General features: G+C 57.1%; 10 protein-coding genes and 1 pseudogene. 6 read left to right on the forward strand and 5 right to left on the reverse strand.

The window, feature by feature from the left end; all coding sequences use genetic code 11:
• The 5 genes and pseudogenes from C8N36_RS21990 to C8N36_RS22015 form a co-directional block, all read right to left on the reverse strand.
• Nucleotides 1-5,487 (reverse strand): VCBS domain-containing protein (locus C8N36_RS21990; RefSeq protein ID WP_146227692.1); only part of this gene is annotated, 5,487 nt, incomplete at its 3' end.
• 11 nt (nucleotides 5,488-5,498) lie between these two features.
• Entirely contained in the window at nucleotides 5,499-6,800 is a 1,302-nt protein-coding gene (locus tag C8N36_RS21995; RefSeq protein ID WP_170125952.1) for an HlyD family type I secretion periplasmic adaptor subunit, read from the reverse strand.
• A complete protein-coding gene (locus tag C8N36_RS22000) occupies nucleotides 6,793-8,730 on the reverse strand; it encodes an ATP-binding cassette domain-containing protein (RefSeq protein ID WP_170125953.1) in 1,938 nt (645 codons plus the stop codon). The genes C8N36_RS21995 and C8N36_RS22000 overlap by 8 nt, the downstream gene beginning before the upstream one ends.
• A complete protein-coding gene (locus tag C8N36_RS22005; protein ID WP_097806871.1) occupies nucleotides 8,730-10,259 on the reverse strand; it encodes an ATP-binding cassette domain-containing protein in 1,530 nt (509 codons plus the stop codon). Before C8N36_RS22005 ends, C8N36_RS22000 begins: the two co-directional genes overlap by 1 nt.
• Before the next feature lie 1,058 nt (nucleotides 10,260-11,317).
• Nucleotides 11,318-12,336, reverse strand: a pseudogene (locus tag C8N36_RS22015) (IS110 family RNA-guided transposase).
• 563 nt (nucleotides 12,337-12,899) lie between these two features.
• Between C8N36_RS22015 and C8N36_RS22020 the strand changes: the two are divergent.
• The 6 genes from C8N36_RS22020 to C8N36_RS22040 all read left to right on the forward strand — a co-directional run bounded on the left by C8N36_RS22020 (nucleotide 12,900) and on the right by C8N36_RS22040 (nucleotide 18,578).
• Complete coding sequence (locus C8N36_RS22020; RefSeq protein WP_097806872.1) at nucleotides 12,900-13,664, forward strand: heparan-alpha-glucosaminide N-acetyltransferase; 765 nt, start codon at nucleotides 12,900-12,902, stop codon at nucleotides 13,662-13,664.
• Between the two features lie 74 nt (nucleotides 13,665-13,738).
• Complete coding sequence (locus tag C8N36_RS22025) at nucleotides 13,739-14,389, forward strand: protein-tyrosine phosphatase family protein (protein ID WP_097806873.1); 651 nt, start codon at nucleotides 13,739-13,741, stop codon at nucleotides 14,387-14,389.
• An 18-nt stretch (nucleotides 14,390-14,407) separates the two neighbouring features.
• A complete protein-coding gene (locus tag C8N36_RS22030) occupies nucleotides 14,408-15,847 on the forward strand; it encodes a hypothetical protein (RefSeq protein ID WP_097806874.1) in 1,440 nt (479 codons plus the stop codon).
• Entirely contained in the window at nucleotides 15,837-16,814 is a 978-nt protein-coding gene (locus tag C8N36_RS22035; RefSeq protein WP_097806875.1) for a metallophosphoesterase family protein, read from the forward strand. The genes C8N36_RS22030 and C8N36_RS22035 overlap by 11 nt, the downstream gene beginning before the upstream one ends.
• Before the next feature lie 11 nt (nucleotides 16,815-16,825).
• The gene (locus tag C8N36_RS24005) at nucleotides 16,826-17,665 is read left to right on the forward strand and encodes a hypothetical protein (protein ID WP_170125954.1); all 840 of its coding nucleotides are present in this window, start codon (nucleotides 16,826-16,828) and stop codon (nucleotides 17,663-17,665) included.
• A complete protein-coding gene (locus tag C8N36_RS22040) occupies nucleotides 17,628-18,578 on the forward strand; it encodes an SdiA-regulated domain-containing protein (protein ID WP_170125955.1) in 951 nt (316 codons plus the stop codon). The genes C8N36_RS24005 and C8N36_RS22040 overlap by 38 nt, the downstream gene beginning before the upstream one ends.
• Nucleotides 18,579-18,994: the final 416 nt, after the last annotated feature.

An 18,994-nucleotide genomic window follows, 5' to 3' on the forward strand; every position in this document is an offset into this window, starting at 1 on the left:
CGGCCCCATCGCAAAACCCGCGGGTGCCGCCTGCACCAGTGAGTAGCTCTGGCTGTCGCCCGTATCCACATCCGTCGCAGACATCTGACCGGACATTTGCGTCCCATCCTCCGTCGCAGACGCCGACGCAGCGCTCAGAACAGGCGCGTCATTCGTGCCCGTGATCGTAACCTCGATCTGATGGGTTGTGCCGTCGACAGACGCAACACGGTACGTTGCATGCCCAACTTGACCCTCTGCCAGTTGTTGAATTTGCGAGTTGCTGTTGTTTACCACATAGCTCCAGCTGCCAGCGGAAGTGATGTGCAGATTGCCGCCGAACGGGTCTGAAACAGCGTGCTCGCCAAACTGGCTATATTGGAAGTGCTCCTGAGCCGCGCCATCTGGATCGCTCACAGACAGCATGCCATTGATGACGATTCTTCCTGCGACATGATCCTCTGTCGCCGAACCCGTATCCGTACCAGTGATCACGGCTGAATCTTTGACAGCCGCAAGCGTGGTTGACGCGCCTGTATGTGTCACGCCACTGTGCGCATCTTTCACATCATAGTTAAAATGCACCGCCCCGTTGTAATCATGCTCGGGCGTGAAGGTGAATGTTCCGTTGCCGTTGTCCAAAATGGACCCGTGGTCCGACCTCAGGTTCGCAATGCTCAGCGTACCGGCATCATTTTTATCGACATCAACTGAGTTCTGTAAAAGTTGCGCCGTGGTCAGCGTTTGTCGCGTATCCTCTGTCCCGCCAGGCAGGACAACCTCAGAGGAACAATACGGCCGATCATTGCTGCCATGAATCGTAATCACGATGTCATGCGGTGTGCCGTCTTTGGCGTGTACAGTGATCGTATCCGTAAGGGTCTGACTCTCGCCGAGTTGATCAATTGCAGTGCCATGCGTCGTTGCGAAACCACCTTTACCAATGTTGCCAGCATTGCCAAGGTAATGCCATGCTCCGTTCGCCTGCAGCAATAGGTCGCCATATTTGCCGCTGTAGTTGTACCCAACCCCATGCGTATCAAAGGAATTTTCGCCCGCATCTGGATCGATGATTGTTAGTTGTCCATCGACATACAGCGGTGCCTGAACAAGGTGCGCTATTCCAGGCTGTGCATAATCCGGGGACATATTAACGCCGGCAGCGTTTTCAATCACAGACCCCGTATCAACGCCACCGATGATGGCGGCATCGCCGGTTGCGGTCAACGCGAGGGACGCGGTCTGCGAAGCGGTCCCTCCTTGGCCGTCCGTGACAGAGTAGCTCAGGGCGACAGGTCCGTTGTAATTGGCGTCCGGTGTGAAGGTGAAACCGGTGGCCGCGTCGCCGGAGATGCTGCCATGGCTCGCGCTGAGGCCGGTGACCGACAGCGTGTCGCCGGTATCGATGTCGGTGGCATGTTCCAGGAGCTGCGCCGCGGTGATCTGCACCGGCTTGTCCTCGGTACCGCCTGGCAAACTCACAGGACCGCTCACCACGGGGCCGTCATTTGTCCCCGTCACCGTGATCACGAGGTTCTGCGTATCCGTCTCACCGGCACTGTCGGTTACTGTCACAGGGACCGTGATCTGCTGCGTCGCGTTGGCCGTAAGGTGCTGATAGGCTGCATCCGTCGGGTCAAAACTCCAGGAACCGTCCGCGCTCAGAGTGAAGCCCGCCGGCGCTGCCTGACCCAGAGAGTAGGCCTGAGTGTCACCATGATCAACATCGGTCGCCGACATTTGGCCAGACGCAATTTTCCCATCTTCGGTCGCCGAGGCCGTTGCCGCACTTAGAACAGGGGTATCATTCGTCCCGTGTATGGTTATATGAATCTGGTGCGTCGTTCCGTCTGTCGAGCGAACCCGATATGTGGCGTGTCCATCCTCGCCTGCTGCCAACTGTTGAATGGCCGCATTGCTGTTATACGTCACATAGCTCCAACCGCCCGCGGAATCGATGTGAAGATTGCCGCCAAACGGGTCGGAGACAGCCGTTTCACCGAACTGGCTGTATTGGAAATGCTCTTGCGAGGGGCCGTCAGGATCGCTCACCGAGAGCAGCCCATTGATAACGATCCGACCTTGCACATGATCTTCGGTGGCAGCGCCGGTGTCCGTCCCTGTGATCACCGCGACGTCGCCGACAGCGGCCAGACTCGTCGTGGCCCCCGTATGCGTCACCCCACCATGGGCATCTTTGACGTCATAGGTGAAGTGGACCGTGCCGTTGTAGTCCTTCTCTGGCGTGAATATGTAGGTACCGTCCTTGTTGTCCAGTATAGAACCGTGATCCGGATGCAGGTTGGCAATGGCCAGCTTGCCGGCGTCGTTGGCATCCACGTCGACCGTGTTCCCGACCAACTGCGCAGAGGTAAGCGTCTGGCGCGTGTCCTCGGTGCCGGGGCGCAACACGACCTCGGACGAGCAATAGGGCCGGTCATTGCTGCCATGGATCGTGATCACGATGTCATGGGGGGTACCGTCCTTGGAGTGTACCGTGATCGTGTCGGTCAGCGTCTCACCGTCGCCCAACTGGTCAATCGCAGTGCCTCGCGTAGTGGGCCGTCCACCGACAAACCGCAAGCCACCGGCGTCCGCATTATAATGCCAGGACCCATCAGGGTTCAGAAGAAGATCACCGAACTGGCCTTGATAATTGAACCCAATTCCTTTGCCGTCAAACTCGGCTTCTCCCGCGTCAGGATCGATGATAGTCAACTGGCCGTCGACTTTCAGCGTCGCCTTATTAAGATAAGCCATGCCGGGTTGGGCATAATCAGGTGACATATCCTGACCTGCGGTTCCTTCGGTCACGCTTCCGGTATCCACACCGCCGATCACCGCCGCATCGCCGGTCGCGGCCAGTGTCAGAGCGGCCGTTTGTGCAACCGGTCCACCATGCCCATCCGTGACCTGATAGCTCAGGGCGACAGGTCCGTTGTAATTGGCGTCCGGTGTGAAGGTGAAACCGGTGGCCGCGTCGCCGGAGATGCTGCCATGGCTCGCGCTGAGGCCGGTGACCGACAGCGTGTCGCCGGTATCGATGTCGGTGGCATGTTCCAGGAGCTGCGCCGCGGTGATCTGCACCGGCTTGTCCTCGGTGCCGCCGGGCAGGGCAACCGGGCCACTGACGGCCGGGCCGTCATTGGTGCCGGTGACGGTGATGACGAGATTTTCGGTGTCGGTGGCGCCGGTCTTGTCGGTGACGGTGACGGGGATGGTGACCTGTTGCGTCGCGCCCGCGGCGAGGTGCTGGTAGGCCGCGTCGGTGGGATCGAAGCTCCAGGAGCCGTCGGTGCCCAGGGTGAAGCCGGGCACGGGGTTGGCCGGGGCAAAGCTGAGCGTATCGCCGGTATCCACATCCGTGGCCGACATCTGACCCGTCACGGACTGTCCGTCTTCCGTCGCCGAGGCCGTTGCCGCCGTCAGGACCGGCGCGTCGTTGGTGCCTTGGATTGTGACCGTGATCTGGTGCGCCGTGCCGTCAGCAGAATGGATCGTGGCGGTGTCCGTCGCCGTCTCGCCATCGCCGAGCTGCTGAACCGCAGGCAGATCGTTGCGGATCGCATAACTCCACGTCCCGCTGGCCCCCAGAACGAAATGCCCGCCGAGCGTGCCCAGCACGAGCTGCGCCGCACCAAAATTGTCTTCTCCGCTGTCGGCGTCGGTGACGGTCAGCCGGCCACCTGTGTTGATCGTGACGGGCAGTCCCGGCACATGATGTGTGTGATCGTCTTCCTTGACCGTGCCGGTCGATACACCGGAGATCACCGCCTTGTCGTCGGTGCCGTTGATGGTGACGGTGATCTGCTTGGTGGTGCCGTCGACGGTGGAGACGGTCAGCGTATCGGTGATCTGGTCGCCGGTCTTCAGTGCCTGCACCGCGGGTTGTCCATTGTCGAGCGCATAGCTCCAGGTGCCATCGGGCTGCACGGTGAAACTGCCATGGGCACCCGCCGCGCCGGTCTGCGGCACAAAGCGCGCCTGGCCCGCATCCGGATCGGTGATATCCAGCTTGCCACCCGCCGCGGTCAGCTTGTCCTCGGTCACCGCGCCCACCGCGGTGCCCGCAATCGCGGCCTTGTCGTCGGTGCCGTTGATGGTGACGGTGATCTGCTTGGTGGTGCCGTCGACGGTGGAGACGGTCAGCGTATCGGTGATCTGGTCGCCGGTCTTCAGTGCCTGCACCGCGGGTTGTCCATTGTCGAGCGCATAGCTCCAGGTGCCATCGGGCTGCACGGTGAAACTGCCATGGGCACCCGCCGCGCCGGTCTGCGGCACAAAGCGCGCCTGGCCCGCATCCGGATCGGTGATATCCAGCTTGCCACCCGCCGCGGTCAGCTTGTCCTCGGTCACCGCGCCCTGAGATGCACCGGCGATGATTGCTCGATCATCGGTGCCCATCACGTTCACGACCAGTTGGTGGCCCGTTCCATCCACGCTATGAACCGTGAAGGTTTCACGCTCGCTCTGACCAGAGACCAGCGCTTGGACCGAGGGGGAATTGTTGTCGAGAGAGTAGGTCCAATGACCTGATTGATCGATCTGTAAGTGACCAAAACTTCCAGTCAAGGAAGAGGCGTGAAAATGCGCCTCTCCCGGATCCGGATCCACAATTGTCAACGCGCCGGACACCGTCAGAATATGGTCTTCGGATGTTGTCCCGGTATCCGTTCCCGAGATCCTGGCAGCGTCGGGCTGTGGTAACACATTGAACGGCAACTGAACCTGTGCCGAGTGGCCGTTGGGACCAACGACAGTTGCCGTAAGGTGCCCGGATCCGAACCAGTCGGTTGGGGGCGTCATGGTCAGGTTCTTCAGATCGGTGCCCGGATTGAGGATCCAGGTCCCGCCCGGGCCTGCATGACCCTGGTTCATGGTCGTTCCGGGGGGCAACCCACCGAGGGTCACGGTGGATCCTCCGGGCGTGTTGTTTCCATTAACAACGGAGATCAGGACCGGGACGGGGTGGCCTTCCTTGCCGCCGGGAATGAATCCGGCGATGGCAGGCCCGCTCGGCTGGCCGCCCGTCACGATATGGCTCGGCACCTGTCCCGATCCGTGACCGCCACCACCGGTTGGCGCAATGGGAATGATCGCATGTCCGACATTCTGACCAGTACCAATGCCGGGCAAGGCATGGGTGAAACCGGGATGGCCCGCGCCCGAGCCTTGGAAATGCGCCGGGGGCAGTGGCGCGAGCCCGGACGAGGCCAACCAGTCGGAGCCGGGTTCCGCCCCCAGCCGACCCGGCTCGGAATGCACCTCGGAAAGAACCACGCCCATGTGCCGTGCCAGGGCCGAAGCTGAGACCATCAACTGGCGGTTGCCGGAACCGCCGCCGCTTTGCACTCTACCGTCCGGCGCGGCATGGGAGCCTTCGATCTGAACTTCTGGCAACTCGCTCGTATCGGTCACAACCCAAGCAAAAACCTCTTCGGACAACTCATCCCTGGGATCCGCGACGGAACGGGAAGTTTGGGACTTGCTCGGGTTCTGATCGGACATCGCGTCTCTCCTCACCGCTCGGTCAATGCCAAGTCGAGATTGGTGTAAATGGGTTTCCAGACATACTGAAATACGGTCTTGGCACCGGTCTTGATATCGGCTTCACCTGTCATTCCCGCGATCAATGTGAGACCGTCCTCGGCATTCCGGAAGTGGTCGCTGTCCAGCTGCACAAGGACTTCGTAAAACGCTGTTCCACGCTCATCGACTGCCGTTGTAGGCGAAACTTCCTCGACGGTGCCGGGCAATGCGCCGAAGCGGCTGTAATCGAAGCTGTCTATCTTCAATCGAACGGGTTGCCCGACCGAAACGAAGCCGACATCGCGCGGGGACAAACGACCGCTAAAACGATAGCCTCCATCCGCGGGGACAATGGTGACGACCATGCCGCCGGGATCGATGACATCGCCGATCGTATCGTCGGGGATGGCTTGTATCACCCCGGCGATGGGCGACCGGATCTCCGTCTCTGAGACGCGGCTTTGCAAACCGGCGGCTTCAGCCTGCAAGGCGCGCCGCTGGGAGTCCGCTTCTGCAATCCGGCTCCTTGCCTTGGCAAACTCGTCCAGTTCCACCTGGGTCAGCGATGCCTGAAGCTCGGCAACCTCAGCCTCGGCAATGGTCCGGCGACCGGCAAGTTGGGCAAGGTCAAAACGATACTGCGCTTCCTGCTCGCGCAGTTCGGCAAGCTTCGCGCGCGCGCTCAGACCCCGATCCAGCAGGTCCTGTTGAACGGCGCGCTCCTCCTCGGCAACAGTGATCTGTTGAATGAGTTGGGGGCGTTCCTCGTCAATGGCTGCAATCTCGGCCCGCTTCTCTTCGATCTGGGACACGATCACCGAGCGTTCGGCGCGAATGAAGGCACGCGTTGCCGCAAGCGCAGCCGTCTCGCGTTCCACGAGGTCATTGAATTCCTCGGCATGGGCCGAGAAATCCGGCTCCCGCCCCTCTGCAAGCGCCAGGAGACGTTCGATCTCGAGGGACAGTCCCGCGATACGCGCTTCGGCAGCCTGGAGCGCCGATTGCGCCTCCGCCTGATCCAAAAGCGCCACGATCTCGTCTGCTTCCACCATCTGCCCGCGCGTGACCCGCAACTCGGCCAACTGACCACCATGCCGGCTTTCGACTCGCTTCACCTGGGCGATGGGTTCAATTTCCCCGCGCGCCTTGGAGATCTCGTCCACCGGCGTGTAGACCATCCAGATCACCAGCGCGGTCAGCCCGAGCAGAATGACGACGGCTGCCCAGCGCATCCAGACGAAGGTCGACGTATCGTCAAGGTCGAAAGACTGATCTCCGCGATATTCACCCATCGTTCTTCTCCTTCGCCGAAGCATCCGCCTCTGGCGTTTCTGTCTGAACCGGCCCGCAATAGACGACATTGCCTGCGTCGAGCACGATGGCTATATCGGCCAGCGCCGCGAGTTCTGTGTCATGGGTGGCGAGGAAAATCGTCGCCTTGCCACGCGTTTCGTTGATGAAATTCTCGATCTCGGTCACGGCGTCCTTACCAGTCGCAGCGAGCGGGTCATCGAGAACGAAGAACCTGCTGTCATGCCCCGTAATCACGCTCCACGCGGCGCGTTCCACATGTGCTTCTGCGGAAAACCCGACACCGGGTTTGATACTGCTCAGCTCCAGCCAGACGCCTTTGTCGCCCCCCATGTAAGCGCATCGTGCGTCGATCTCGTCGGGATCGTACTGAGACATCTGTCGACCATTCAGCGTCAAATGCCCGGATTGTGGCCGGAGATCCCCTGCGATGAGCTGGAGCAAGGTGGATTTGCCGGACCCGTTCGGCCCCATTACGACGACGATACTGCCGGGGGCCACATCGAATGAAACGCCGGTAACGGCAGGTGGCTGACCGGCTTCATAACGGTAGAACAGCCCTTGTGCGGCCACAGCGGGAGCCTCCGGTTCGAGCGCGATCTGAAGATGAGACTCCTTGCCCACCGTGGGTGCCCGGAGCTGGGCCTCAAGGGAGGTCCAGCCGCTGCGGATCGCCTTGAGGCGCGGTATTGCCAGGAACAGCGATTGAGCGGGGCCAGTGATGCGCCAGGTCAGCAACATGGTCCCGATCAGCGTACCGGCCGACAAATGACCATTCAGGGCCAGATCGATTCCGACGACCAATGTCACGAGCGCGGTGCCGGATCCGAGCGTGGTAGCGATTGCGGACTGGGACCCGGTCTTCGTCATGAAACGGTGCGTGTCCCGCGCGCTCGACCGCATGGTTGCATCGAATCGCTGAAGCCATTTCTCGCCCAATCCGGCGCGTTGAATGGCGCCGTTGGCATCGACCAACTCCCCGATCATCTGCGTACGTCGTTGGGATTGGCGGACGGCAAACGGGTCCCTGCTGCCGGTTCCTGCGTTCATCAACAGGCCGAAGCCGAAAAACAGCACCAGGTAGATTGCGGGAATGATCGCCATGCCCCCGCCAACGATCACCAGGGCGGCAAAGGTCAGCAGGATAAAAGGCGCATCATAGATCGCCGCGATATTCGCGGAGGCGAACAGGTCCGCGGCGCGCTCGCCCTGCCGGATCTTAGCCACGATTGCACTGCCTGAGGATCCTGCCGTGTTTGATATTGGCGAGCGGAGTGCCTTGCCGGCAAGCAATGTCGAGATCCTGCCCGAAAGCGATGCGTACTCCGTGGCAGCAAGCCCGGACCGCACCCGCCGCATCGCCAGCATCGTGATCAGAACGATCACTGCACCTGACAACAGGGCCGGAAGTGAATGGGCAGCCCCCCCTCCCAGCACCCGGTCGTAGACGGCCATGGTGAAAAAGGGCACGGCAAGAGCGCAAAGGTTGATGACCAGGGATTGCCAGGCCACATGGACGAAGGAGCCGCGCGCGCGAGACGAGATATTGGCAAATGTGACCTTGCTGGCGTCGGCTTCGGGAAGCATGCGAAGATAAAGGAGCGGACCTGCGGGGGGGCGGACCTGCCCCGTTTCGTCGTTCTCTGGGAACGAAACAAGATCACCATCCCGTCGCACGAGCGCGGTCCAGTTGGTGCCGTCTCTCGCGATCAGGGCGCCATCATGACCGTCGCTCCAGGATGCGGGAACGCCCTTGTGAATGGAAGCGTCCACCCCGATCAGGTTGCTGGCCCGTGCCATGTCAGAAAGCGATGACGAGAAACCACCGAATGCCGCTTCTATGGCCAGACCGGAATGGCGCCCGTCGAGATGCTTCAGGACGGATTGGAGGAAGCCGGTTGCATCAGACATCATTCGATCCCCTCGATCCAGTTTCCGGGGTTCTCGAGGCGCGTGGCATCTTTCAGGCCGTCGCGGAGATCCTCCGACGACGTCAGCAACAGGATCTTGACCGCGTCCGAGCGGGACAGGAGAAATTCCGACAGCTTCTTCACCGCATCGACATCGAGGGACGCTTCAGGCGCCTCGAGAATGACCAGCCCGGGGCTGCCCGCAAATGCCTGGACGATTGCGGCGCGCTTGGTGCCGCCATCTGGCAGTGGTCGGCCGGAAGACGCAAGTTCCGTATCATACCCGTGGGGAAGCCGGCTAACGAGGCTGTCCAGCCCGATGTCGCGCGACAGGTTCAGCGCTTCCGCCTCAAGATCCCTATCCAGACGGGACAAGCTATCCATCAAGCGACCGGTTAACAACCGCGGACGGGCTGCCACGATCCGGACGGTTTCCGGGTCTGTCAGGTTGCGCGGCATGTGATCGATGATGGCTTCCAGCTTTTCGGTCGCTGTCTGACGCGGCGAAGCGTCGAGCACCCAGACTCCACCGCCTGCCGTGTTCAGAATTTCTGCCGTGCCTTTTGATGGTTGTCGTCCGATCTCTCCACTGGATTCAAGGATCGATTTCGATTTCTGTGCCGCGACAATCGCGGGCTGGGCGCGCAGGCCCGTCGCCGCTACGCCTACAAGCTGGGATGCCGCCCGGGAGCCCAACAACGTGCAGGCCGCAAGGCCGCCGGTTGTCATTTGCCCGGCGAGCACCTCTGAGGCGCCCAACCAGACAACACCGACGGTCGATATCAGCGCTCCGCTCTGCAACAGGTCCAACTGAAAGCTGCTGATGTTCTGGGTCGTCCTGTTTGCTTTCGCCAGAACCGTGCGCGCATTAGCCAAACGGGAAAATGCTGAACCAAGGCTGGCCAGGGTCGTCGTGTTCGAGGACGTATTCGCAAGCGCCGTGACACCGGCCTCGTATTGCGCGCCCGTCAGCAGTTCCTGCTCCAGTGCCGATCTGTTCCGCGGCGCCACCACGAGGAACGCGATCACCGAAACCGCAGCGACCAGTAGGGGCGCGGCAACAACGATTCCTCCGAGATACGCAATCAGAGCAAGGAAAACGATGGAGAAAGGCGCATCAAACCGCGCGAGCAGCGTTTGACCGACATTCACATCCCGCGCCTTGGCGGGCGCCGAGGCGAGGAGAAGAGCTTCCTCCCGGCTGTGATGACCCTGAATCAGTTGCCGGGCTGTTCGAGACCAGAGCCTGTGCTCTTCCAGCGCTGACCATCGCGCAAAGATGCCGGTCCGGACGTAACGGAGCGTTCCCGAAAGGAGCAAGGCCACGACAACCGCCGAGAAAATGACGATCGCGGACCCGGCAGACTGGTTCGGAAGAATGCGGTCGTAGACCTGAAGGAGCGCCAGAGGAAGCGCCAATGCCAGCGCATTGATTCCCACGGAGAGAAGGCCCACAAAAGCGCGCGAGCCTGGCTTCGAAACAGGAGCGCGATGGAGTCGCTCATCTGAAGGTGAGGCGTCGATAACCATTCTTTTCTTTCGTAAACGCTTAGCGAGAAAAACCCTGAGTGTAAGATTGTAGTTTTCGAATGGAAAAAATCAACTACAGATTTCCGCTGTCCCGTGTATTAAGATCAGCCACACGGCCTCCTGTTCAGAAGAGCGTTTTCCGCATGTGGAGCGATAGGCAACGGTGGTTCGACTCATGGCTTAAGTGATCTTCGGTTCAACCACCGAGTGCTTCTGACGTTGTGCCAGGCTGGCTGGTGATGGCCGATAGGTTTTTCCAGCGCATCCAACAGGGCTGCGAGCCTTGCCGTGGCCTTCGGTGTGTCAAAGCTCATCTTGTCGCTTGTGGGCGCATAAGTAACGTGCAGAACACAATGACTAACCCGATTTTCTCCACACAGTGCGATGACCCAAAACACTCTAATTCCCGCGCAATCAAGGCAATGGTATTGCTACGGTTTCCGTTGGTGACGTTTCGTAGCAGTGCGAACCGGATCGCAATGGAAGACCACAGCGTCGGATGCCTGCTATGAAGATCCTTCGCCAAACCGGTCTGAACTGCAGCGATGAAATTCGGATCATAAAGCGGTTTTCACGATCACTAACGTTGCAGATGCAAGGGTCTGGTTCATCCGAATTGGGATGGTTTTGGCATCAGGCAGCGAAAGCGCGGTTCGAATTTCGCCTTTCATCGTTGCTTTGAATGATCGCTCGGGTGACATTGACTGCGCCGCTGCAGTGAGCCTGCAGCACCTGCGAAGCGATGCTGCGCCAGCAATGCACAAGTTCGCTTGGACCCGCTTAAGAGACCTTAGTGCGAAATGCAGCGAATGGCATGTGTGGATGTCTCCTGCATAGCAAGACATTCTTGATCAGATTTGTGCATTTGTCAGAAGCAGTCATGTGTCCGGCCTGTTTGCGCGGTTTTGACCGCTGGCCCTGAAGGGTTCCGCAAACCAAGTCCCTATCAGCTTTGCGGGCTATAATGCCCGAGCCATTCGGCGGGGTGTCTTGGTTTTGGCGGCAGACTTATGCACCATCATCTCACGGGTCTTGCTAACTCGTTGTTCTTTTTCCTCTCAGGCTGTGTGAGGGGTGTACGGTTCGTTGCGGGTGAGGACCGCCTAGACAATCCTTGCCGTTTATTGGCCATAGCGACGGTTGCGACACGCGCTGGCTTGCGTTCCAGCAGTGATGTCAGCCATTTGCTTGCGCGCTCCGGATGCGATTTGGTCTGTCGGACGAGCGACGTCATGCCAACGACGAGCAACGATCATAAGTATTGGTCACCCATCTTAGTAATCCGTCCAAGCCTCTCTTTGCCGCCGCTGGATTTGTTCGCAGGCGTCAGACCCAACCATGCTGCAAACTCACGGCCATTGCGGAACTGATGACCATCACCAATGCTGGCGACAATTGCCGAGGCCGTCACTGCGCCGACGCCCGGTATGGTGCGCAACAAACGAACTCGCGTATCTTCCTTAGCGACCAGCTTGAGCCGATTTTCATACCATCGGATTCGAGTGTGAAGCGCCATGAGATGCTCACACAGATTATGGATCACCTCATGGGCAATATCGGGCAGGTCCAGCACTTCGCCGGTCAAAATATCCTCCGCAAAGCCGACGATCTGCGCGAGGCCCTTCGCGGTGTATACGCCAAACTCCGCGACCATACCGCGCAAACTATTGATCAGCTGGGTGCGTTGGCGGACAAGCAGACTTCGGGCGCAATGGAGCGACAACAAGGCTTGTTGTTCACCGGTTTTGATGGCGACAAATCGCATCGTAGGACGTGTCACCGTTTCACAAATAGCTTCGGCATCAATGGCGTCGGACTTCCCGCGTTTGACGTATGGTTTGACATAGATTGGTGGGATTAGCCGGACTTCATGGCCAAACGCCGTCAACTCGCGCGCCCAATGATGTGCACTGCTACAGGCCTCCATGCCAATGAGACAGGGATCAAGCTTGGAGAAGAACGGCAGCAACTGTGCTCGTCTCAAAGGCCGGTTGAAGGCTACCTCTTCGTCTTCAGTAATCCCGTGAACCTGGAAAACGTTCTTGGCCAGACCAAGGCCGATTGTGGTAACTTGCATAAGCGCGTTAATGGTCTTAGGTGTCCTCGCTGGCCGCAGGATTTAAGTGAGCTGATTGTGGCAGGGGCGCTGTTGGATGGCGCGAATGTGAACGCGATTGCGTCGCGCTATTTGTCAGGGGTGGATGGCATGGCAGAAGACCTCTGACTACATCCAAGGTAGTCGCATAGAGGCGCAAATCGGCCACTGTAAAGCTGTTGTCGGAGCAAATCAAAAGACCCATCCAGGGAAAAAACAAGATTGGCACCTGCGGCCTCAATCGGGAGACCGGACTTGGCTGCATCAGTTTTGAACACCCCACCTGAATTCTGTTTCGGGCAAGGCAGGTTCCAAGTTGTAGTCGATCTATGCAACACAGCCTGTCAAAGTGAGCGACTGCCGCAATCAGCGTTGGGCTGTATGACGCCCTTGCAAGCGATGAAAGACTGGCACAAAATCAAACCGAAAATGTTAAACAAGCAGCCATACGACCGTCCGGGATGTGACAGGTATGCTATAGCAAGGAGCTAAACTGAACAGACGAAAAACACTCGACCCGATGAGTCCAATAGGCAGTTGTTGTGATGATATCTTCCAATGTCCAAACTGAAGGCGGTAATTCCCTTCGGACGCAACAGCGTTTGATTGTACTTGATGTGCTTCGGTCAACCGCGCTGTTGGGAATGATCGTGTTTCATTTTGCCCGCGATCTGGAGATGTTTGGGTATGTTGACGAGGGCACAACGATGAGCGGGGGCTGGGCACTTTTTGCACGTTTTATCGCAGGATCATTTTTGCTGCTGGCAGGGGTAAGCTTAAGCCTCGCGCATAGCTCTGGCATTCGCTGGGCCGCTTTCTTTCGAAGGTTGGTGATTGTCAGCACGGCGGCACTTGCAATCACGCTTACCACCTATGCTGCGGTCCCTGAGCAATTCATCTACTTTGGCGTTCTGCATGTCATTGCGGTCTCGAGCTTGGTGGGGTTGATTTTTCTAAAGTTACCGATGCCTACGGTCTTTTTCGCAACTGCATGCGCTTTCTTTTTGCCAGATGTGTTTCGAACAGATGTGTTGAACCATCCCGGATTGACATGGATTGGCCTGTCCACACGATGGCGCCCATCGTTGGACTTCTTACCCCTGCTGCCATGGGTTTCGCCATTTCTGGCTGGCATCTGTATCGCACGCATTTTCGTACGCTTTGGGGTATGGCACGTACCAAAGCAAGCCAGGCAGACACCAGGACAAGTCGTATGGATGCTCGCATGGTCCGGTCGTCACAGCCTCGCGATTTACCTCATACATCAGCCGTTCCTGATTGGGCTGCTCTGGTTGTTCAGCAATCTCTGACGCGGGCTTACAAGCTGGTTGATTTCAACGCGCCTTTGCGTCAACTTTATCTTGGAACACCCGGAGGAGGAAAAATGCACCGTTTTGTAGCATTGATTTTGGCATCAGCTTTGATGGCTAGCAGCGCGGCCGCTGAGTCCGTGACATCCAGAAATGGCGGACCATCCTCGGCAGAAATGACAGCACGAAGCAGTGCTGGTGCTCCCGAAGGGACAGCCTTCTTTCGTCCAGTTCTGAGCGGTGTTCTCTACCGGTCCGGATTTTCCGGGGGCGACAAGAAACGCACTGGTTTGTCACAAGCTCAGCGGGGCGCGCTGTGTGAAGCCGGATTTTCAAAAGCGTTCTACGCCGACTTTGGCAAAAGCACCTCCTACGGAGTGACAAGCTGCGCCTCGGGCTCGTTGGACTACCAATCCGCGCGGTCCTCGCGGCCATCGAACGTGTTAAAGGCTGTGCATGAAGCCATCAAGAAACCGTCCTCAGGGCCGGTTCTCGTTCATTGCATGTGGGGTGTCCACGCATCTGGTGCCTTGTCTGCCATGTCTCTTGTACAGTTTTGCGGCTGGTCCGAAACACGCGCTAAGGCATACTGGGACAAAACCCGCAATGGCGCTCCTTGCTCGGGCGGGTGTGACAAATGGATTGATGCCAAATTTGCTAAGTTCAAAGTCGATCCGAACCTTTCCATCACGGATGCAGAACGTGCTGCAATCTGCCCGAAATAACAAAGATCAGGAGAGGATATGATACAAAACTTGTGCGCCACCATCGCCTGTTTTGTCGCCTTTACGGCGCCAGCATTTGCATCTGATGCCGTAAAGGGAGCAGAAACCCTTTTTTCCAGTCCGAACGGGCTTACGGAACGCTGCGTGCGCATCATATCAATTCCCGGCGGTGAGTATTCAAAGCACGATCTGACCGACGAAGCAGCGTATTGCGACATCGACTTGCATGCCCCCACTGTGGCCCTTTGCCCGAAAACCTGGAGTACCAGCCCAGGCACCATGATCTATGACGTGCGCAACGGACCCTATGCAAACAACCGATCCGAGTTTGAGCGCAACGCCTGCAAGGAAGGCAAATCTGCAAGCGCGCTAGCAGGTGATACGCTCGCTAAGTTTAAAATCACGATGAACCAATCGGGAACTAGCGGGACCTTCTCGGCGTCGCCCCTGCTGTATTATCACTTCTCTCGCTATTTTGGTACGACGGTGAAAGTGCCCGTCGCCGTCTGGCGTTCTACAGACGCGAAAACCCACGCCAGCGAGGTGGCACAGCCCGGTTTGGCCTTGTCGGGCCACAACCATGGTGCACGCATGAATCATGAAGGTTGGCGTTATGTGGTAGAGGCCGAGCAAAACCCGGGGATCTATAAGCCCACGGATGATATCTTTACCGCGGATCGCAAACAAATTTATGGTGTGTTGCTCGACAGCCCTGGACACCGCTATGGATCAGAGATCAACGGCACACGGAAATCGGGCTGGGGCAAAGGCCAGAACCTGGATTTTCAAGAAACGCCTGCATTTCTTGCTTTACGCGACGCATCGCCGTTGGATCAAGCCATCAACGCCGGCCTAAAAAGGGGACGCCAAAACAGCCAGATCAACAAGGACCTTGGCAAAGACGTTTCACCGCAACAAATGGCGTTCTGGATGCGCGAAATCTCGGAAATTGTGCTACTGGATTTTATCTTTAGCCAGCAGGACCGAGTCGGAAACATCGACTTCACACCCTACTACTATTGGCTGGAATCCGATGAGCTGACGCACAAACGTGCGAAACATCATGCGCCCAAAGACGGCGATGTACCTGCCGGTGCGCAGCTACTCCGCCGGACCAATCTGAGCGACAATGACGCAGGTGGGCGTGTCCAGTATGCGAACTTTGCAAAGAGCACGCAGATGTTAGAAAAGCTTCGCCATTTCGACGCGGAAGTCTATAGAAAATTGATGGCGCTGGATCGTGACCTTCAGGCGCAAGGTCCAATCTGGCAGTGGACAGCAAGCAGCCTTGGGCTGACCGAAAGTCAGATTTCACAGATTGTGAAAAATACAAAACTGGCAACGGATATCCTGCGCTCTAGTTGCGAGAATGGAAATCTCAGATTTGACCTCAACCCCAAAAGGTTCTTTGAAACAAGACAGGTAACGGCTGACAATGTGACGTGCGATGGCGCGTAATCTTGCTGTCCTTGTTTCGGTCTGCTTCTGGTTCGGTGTCGCAGGCTTCGCCAGCGCTAAATCATATAAAGTCGCGGTTATTTCGGATCTGAACGGATCATATGGATCCACCGAATATGGATCAGGAGTAACACGTGCCATTGACGCCATAATCGCCCTGGAACCAGATTTGGTTCTGGCAACCGGGGATATGGTCGCGGGGCAACGCCGACCGCAACTGAATGCGGCAGAGATCCGCGCCATGTGGAAAGGTTTTCACAAAGCGGTCAGCAACCCTTTACGCAAGGCAGGTATTCCGCTTGCTGTTACGCCCGGAAATCACGATGCATCAGCCTATGGAGGCTTTGAACGGGAACGGGAAATTTTTGCCGCAGAATGGCGCGGACGCCGACCCGCAGTGCCGTTTGTCGATGACCAAAATTATCCGTTCAACTACGCTTTCGATTTGGGAGGGGTTCGTTTTGCGTCTCTTGACATCACAACGTTGGGCACGCTCGGTTTTGATCAGGATCAGTGGCTCGCTCGGATTATGAACGATGGACCTGAGACACGCGTCATTTTCAGTCACATTCCCCTCTGGTCTTTTGCCCAAGGGCGAGAAACCGAGATCATATCCGATCCCAAGGTGACGACCCTTCTTGCTAAAACTGGCGTCGATATGCATCTCAGCGGGCATCACCATGCGTATTACCCCGGCGCATCCAGCGGCATTGCTTATGTATCCCAGTCTTGCATTGGTGCCGGTCCACGCCGTTTAATCGGGCAAAACAACCGCAGCGTTCGCGGTTTCACGGTCATCGACATCACGTCGGACGGATCACTGGGGTTGTCACATTATGGGGGGGCCGATTACACACGCAGAACAAACGCAAATAGCCTTCCTGCAAAGCTGACGACACCGCAGGGTGTTTTGAACCGGATTGATCTTGCAAACCTGCCAAATATTAGTCTGTCCAAGGCACAATAGGCGAGCACAGAGTGACACTTCAAAAACGATATTTGGCGCAACCTTTTGGCAATGTGACTGATAACAGCGGCGCAACAGCACTATTGCGCTTTGGTGTGACGTTGATCATTTTCATTCTGGTGATTTTCCCGACCTTACCGGCACTTGCGCAGTCACAGCCCATTGACGGCGTCTTGACCCTACCGCCAGAGGTAACGATTGATGGCAAGGGTTGGGCACAAATCCTCAATGTAAAAGAGATGATCCAATTTGGTTTGGGTGTTGTCGAAACACTCATCTTGACCACATTCTTGGCTTTTCATCCCCAAAACCGGGAGCATGTACAAGGCAAACGCAACTGGCGTGTGCCGCGTGCGCTTTTTCTATATGGGCTGATTGGCATGCTTGTGGGTTTTCTAGTCGTACACCACGGGTATCTCATTGGATTTGTTGTCTTTGGAGTAGGGGGCCTGTTTCGGTTCAGGATGGAGACGATGTCCATCTCAAACGCTGCTCAATTGATACTTGTGTCATTAATCGGTCTGACAATTGGACTTGATCTTCCGGTCATGGCTGCTTCGGCGGCACTTGCGGCATGGATAGTGCTCTGGGTTTTTGGCGGACGCCAAGATCTTGTCCTGGAGGTCAAATTCCGCGAGGACCTTAATTACTCTCAGGCGCTCGACGGTCTCAAGAAAAGCCTCTCGGAAAAGGGCTTTGTTTGGGTCACCGTGACCAAACCAAAATTCAAATCGATGGCCGAGATTACTCTGGCCACGAATGCACAGGACGGGCGTGGAAACCTTGTGGCGCTTCTTTCTGCCATGCAGTCAGATGAAACGCTTGGTATTCTGGATTGGCATCTTGAATAGGGGCATTCCCCCCTTTGCGTCAGTTTGTCCTTGGTGTCGGCACGATCATATGACCCTAAGGTCCGTTTCATTTTTTTGCTGTGCACTCCTCTGGGGGGCCACTGAAGTTGTAGCGCAGGATGTTCCTACTCTGACATTTGAAGAACGACTGGGTGCATACGACAAGAGCGAAGGCCTTACCGAACCTTCAGGCCTTTCCACAGGGCATACTGTGCCTTTTTGGACTGTCAGCGACGATCATCCATTTGTCTTGGGATTGGATGTCAAAGGTACTGTCGTTACAGTCATTCCACTGGGCAAAGGCGTCCATGATCTTGAAGGCGTGATCGAAGATACCGCCCGTGCGAGACTTCTGGTTGTGTCAGAAAAGAAAACTGAAATCACTTCCATTGATCTCAACGATCTATCAGAAATCTCGCGCTATCCGTTATCTGAGATGGGCGGTTTCTCAAAGTTGCTCTCGGACTTTGACACTAACTGGAAGAAGAACGGGCTCGAAGGCATCACTGTCGCGCCTGAAACTGGGACCATCTATGTCATCAAAGAGCGCGAGCCCCGAATGATAATCGCGATCTCTGCGGATCTTTCCACAATCTTGTCAATCGAGATGCTCGGACGGGATGCCGGGCTGATCAGCCCCCGAAAAAACGACCGGAAAATGGATATCTCGGGGATCGCAAGTGATCCGAGCCGAGACGGCCAGTGGATATTGAGCGACACAGATCAAGCCGTCTTTTTCCGCGATTTGCAAGATGGGACTGTGTATCGATATCCATTGAGTTGGATGTCTGAGAGCGGTCTGCAACATGTATCCAACCCTGAAGGCGTTGCGCTTAGCGCTGATGGAACTGAGCTGTTTATTATCACTGATAACGGTAAGGATTCCGCGCTTTTTCGGTATGATATTCAATGAGTTGTGCGAAGATCCTCTCGGAGTTGTGACAGGATGATGCAAAGGACGTTCAAGATTATTTTCTGGGTTTTCATTGGGCTTTATATAGTTGCGCTGGCCTTATTTTTGGTCGGAACTTTCGGGCTTTTTGGTGCCGCGCGCGACCCGCTCTCCGGTATTTTTCTTATCCCCTTGGGCTGGCCGTGGAACTTTTTGACAGATGTGTTTCCAGAAGTGTTATGGCCTTGGGTCGCAGCAGCGATGCCCACGGCCAATGCAGGCATTTTGGGGTGGCTGAGTTACCGTATAAGCTCCACTTAAAGGAGAGCTGTAAGATGGGGCATCCTGTGAAATTGAAAATCGCGGCTTTCACCCTGATGATTGCACCTTTGCGGCCTGCGTCGAAGACACAGGAAATGCTCTGGGCGGACAACCTG

The sequence above is a fragment of the Pelagimonas varians genome (assembly GCF_003208435.1).
Classification (GTDB): domain Bacteria; phylum Pseudomonadota; class Alphaproteobacteria; order Rhodobacterales; family Rhodobacteraceae; genus Pelagimonas; species Pelagimonas varians.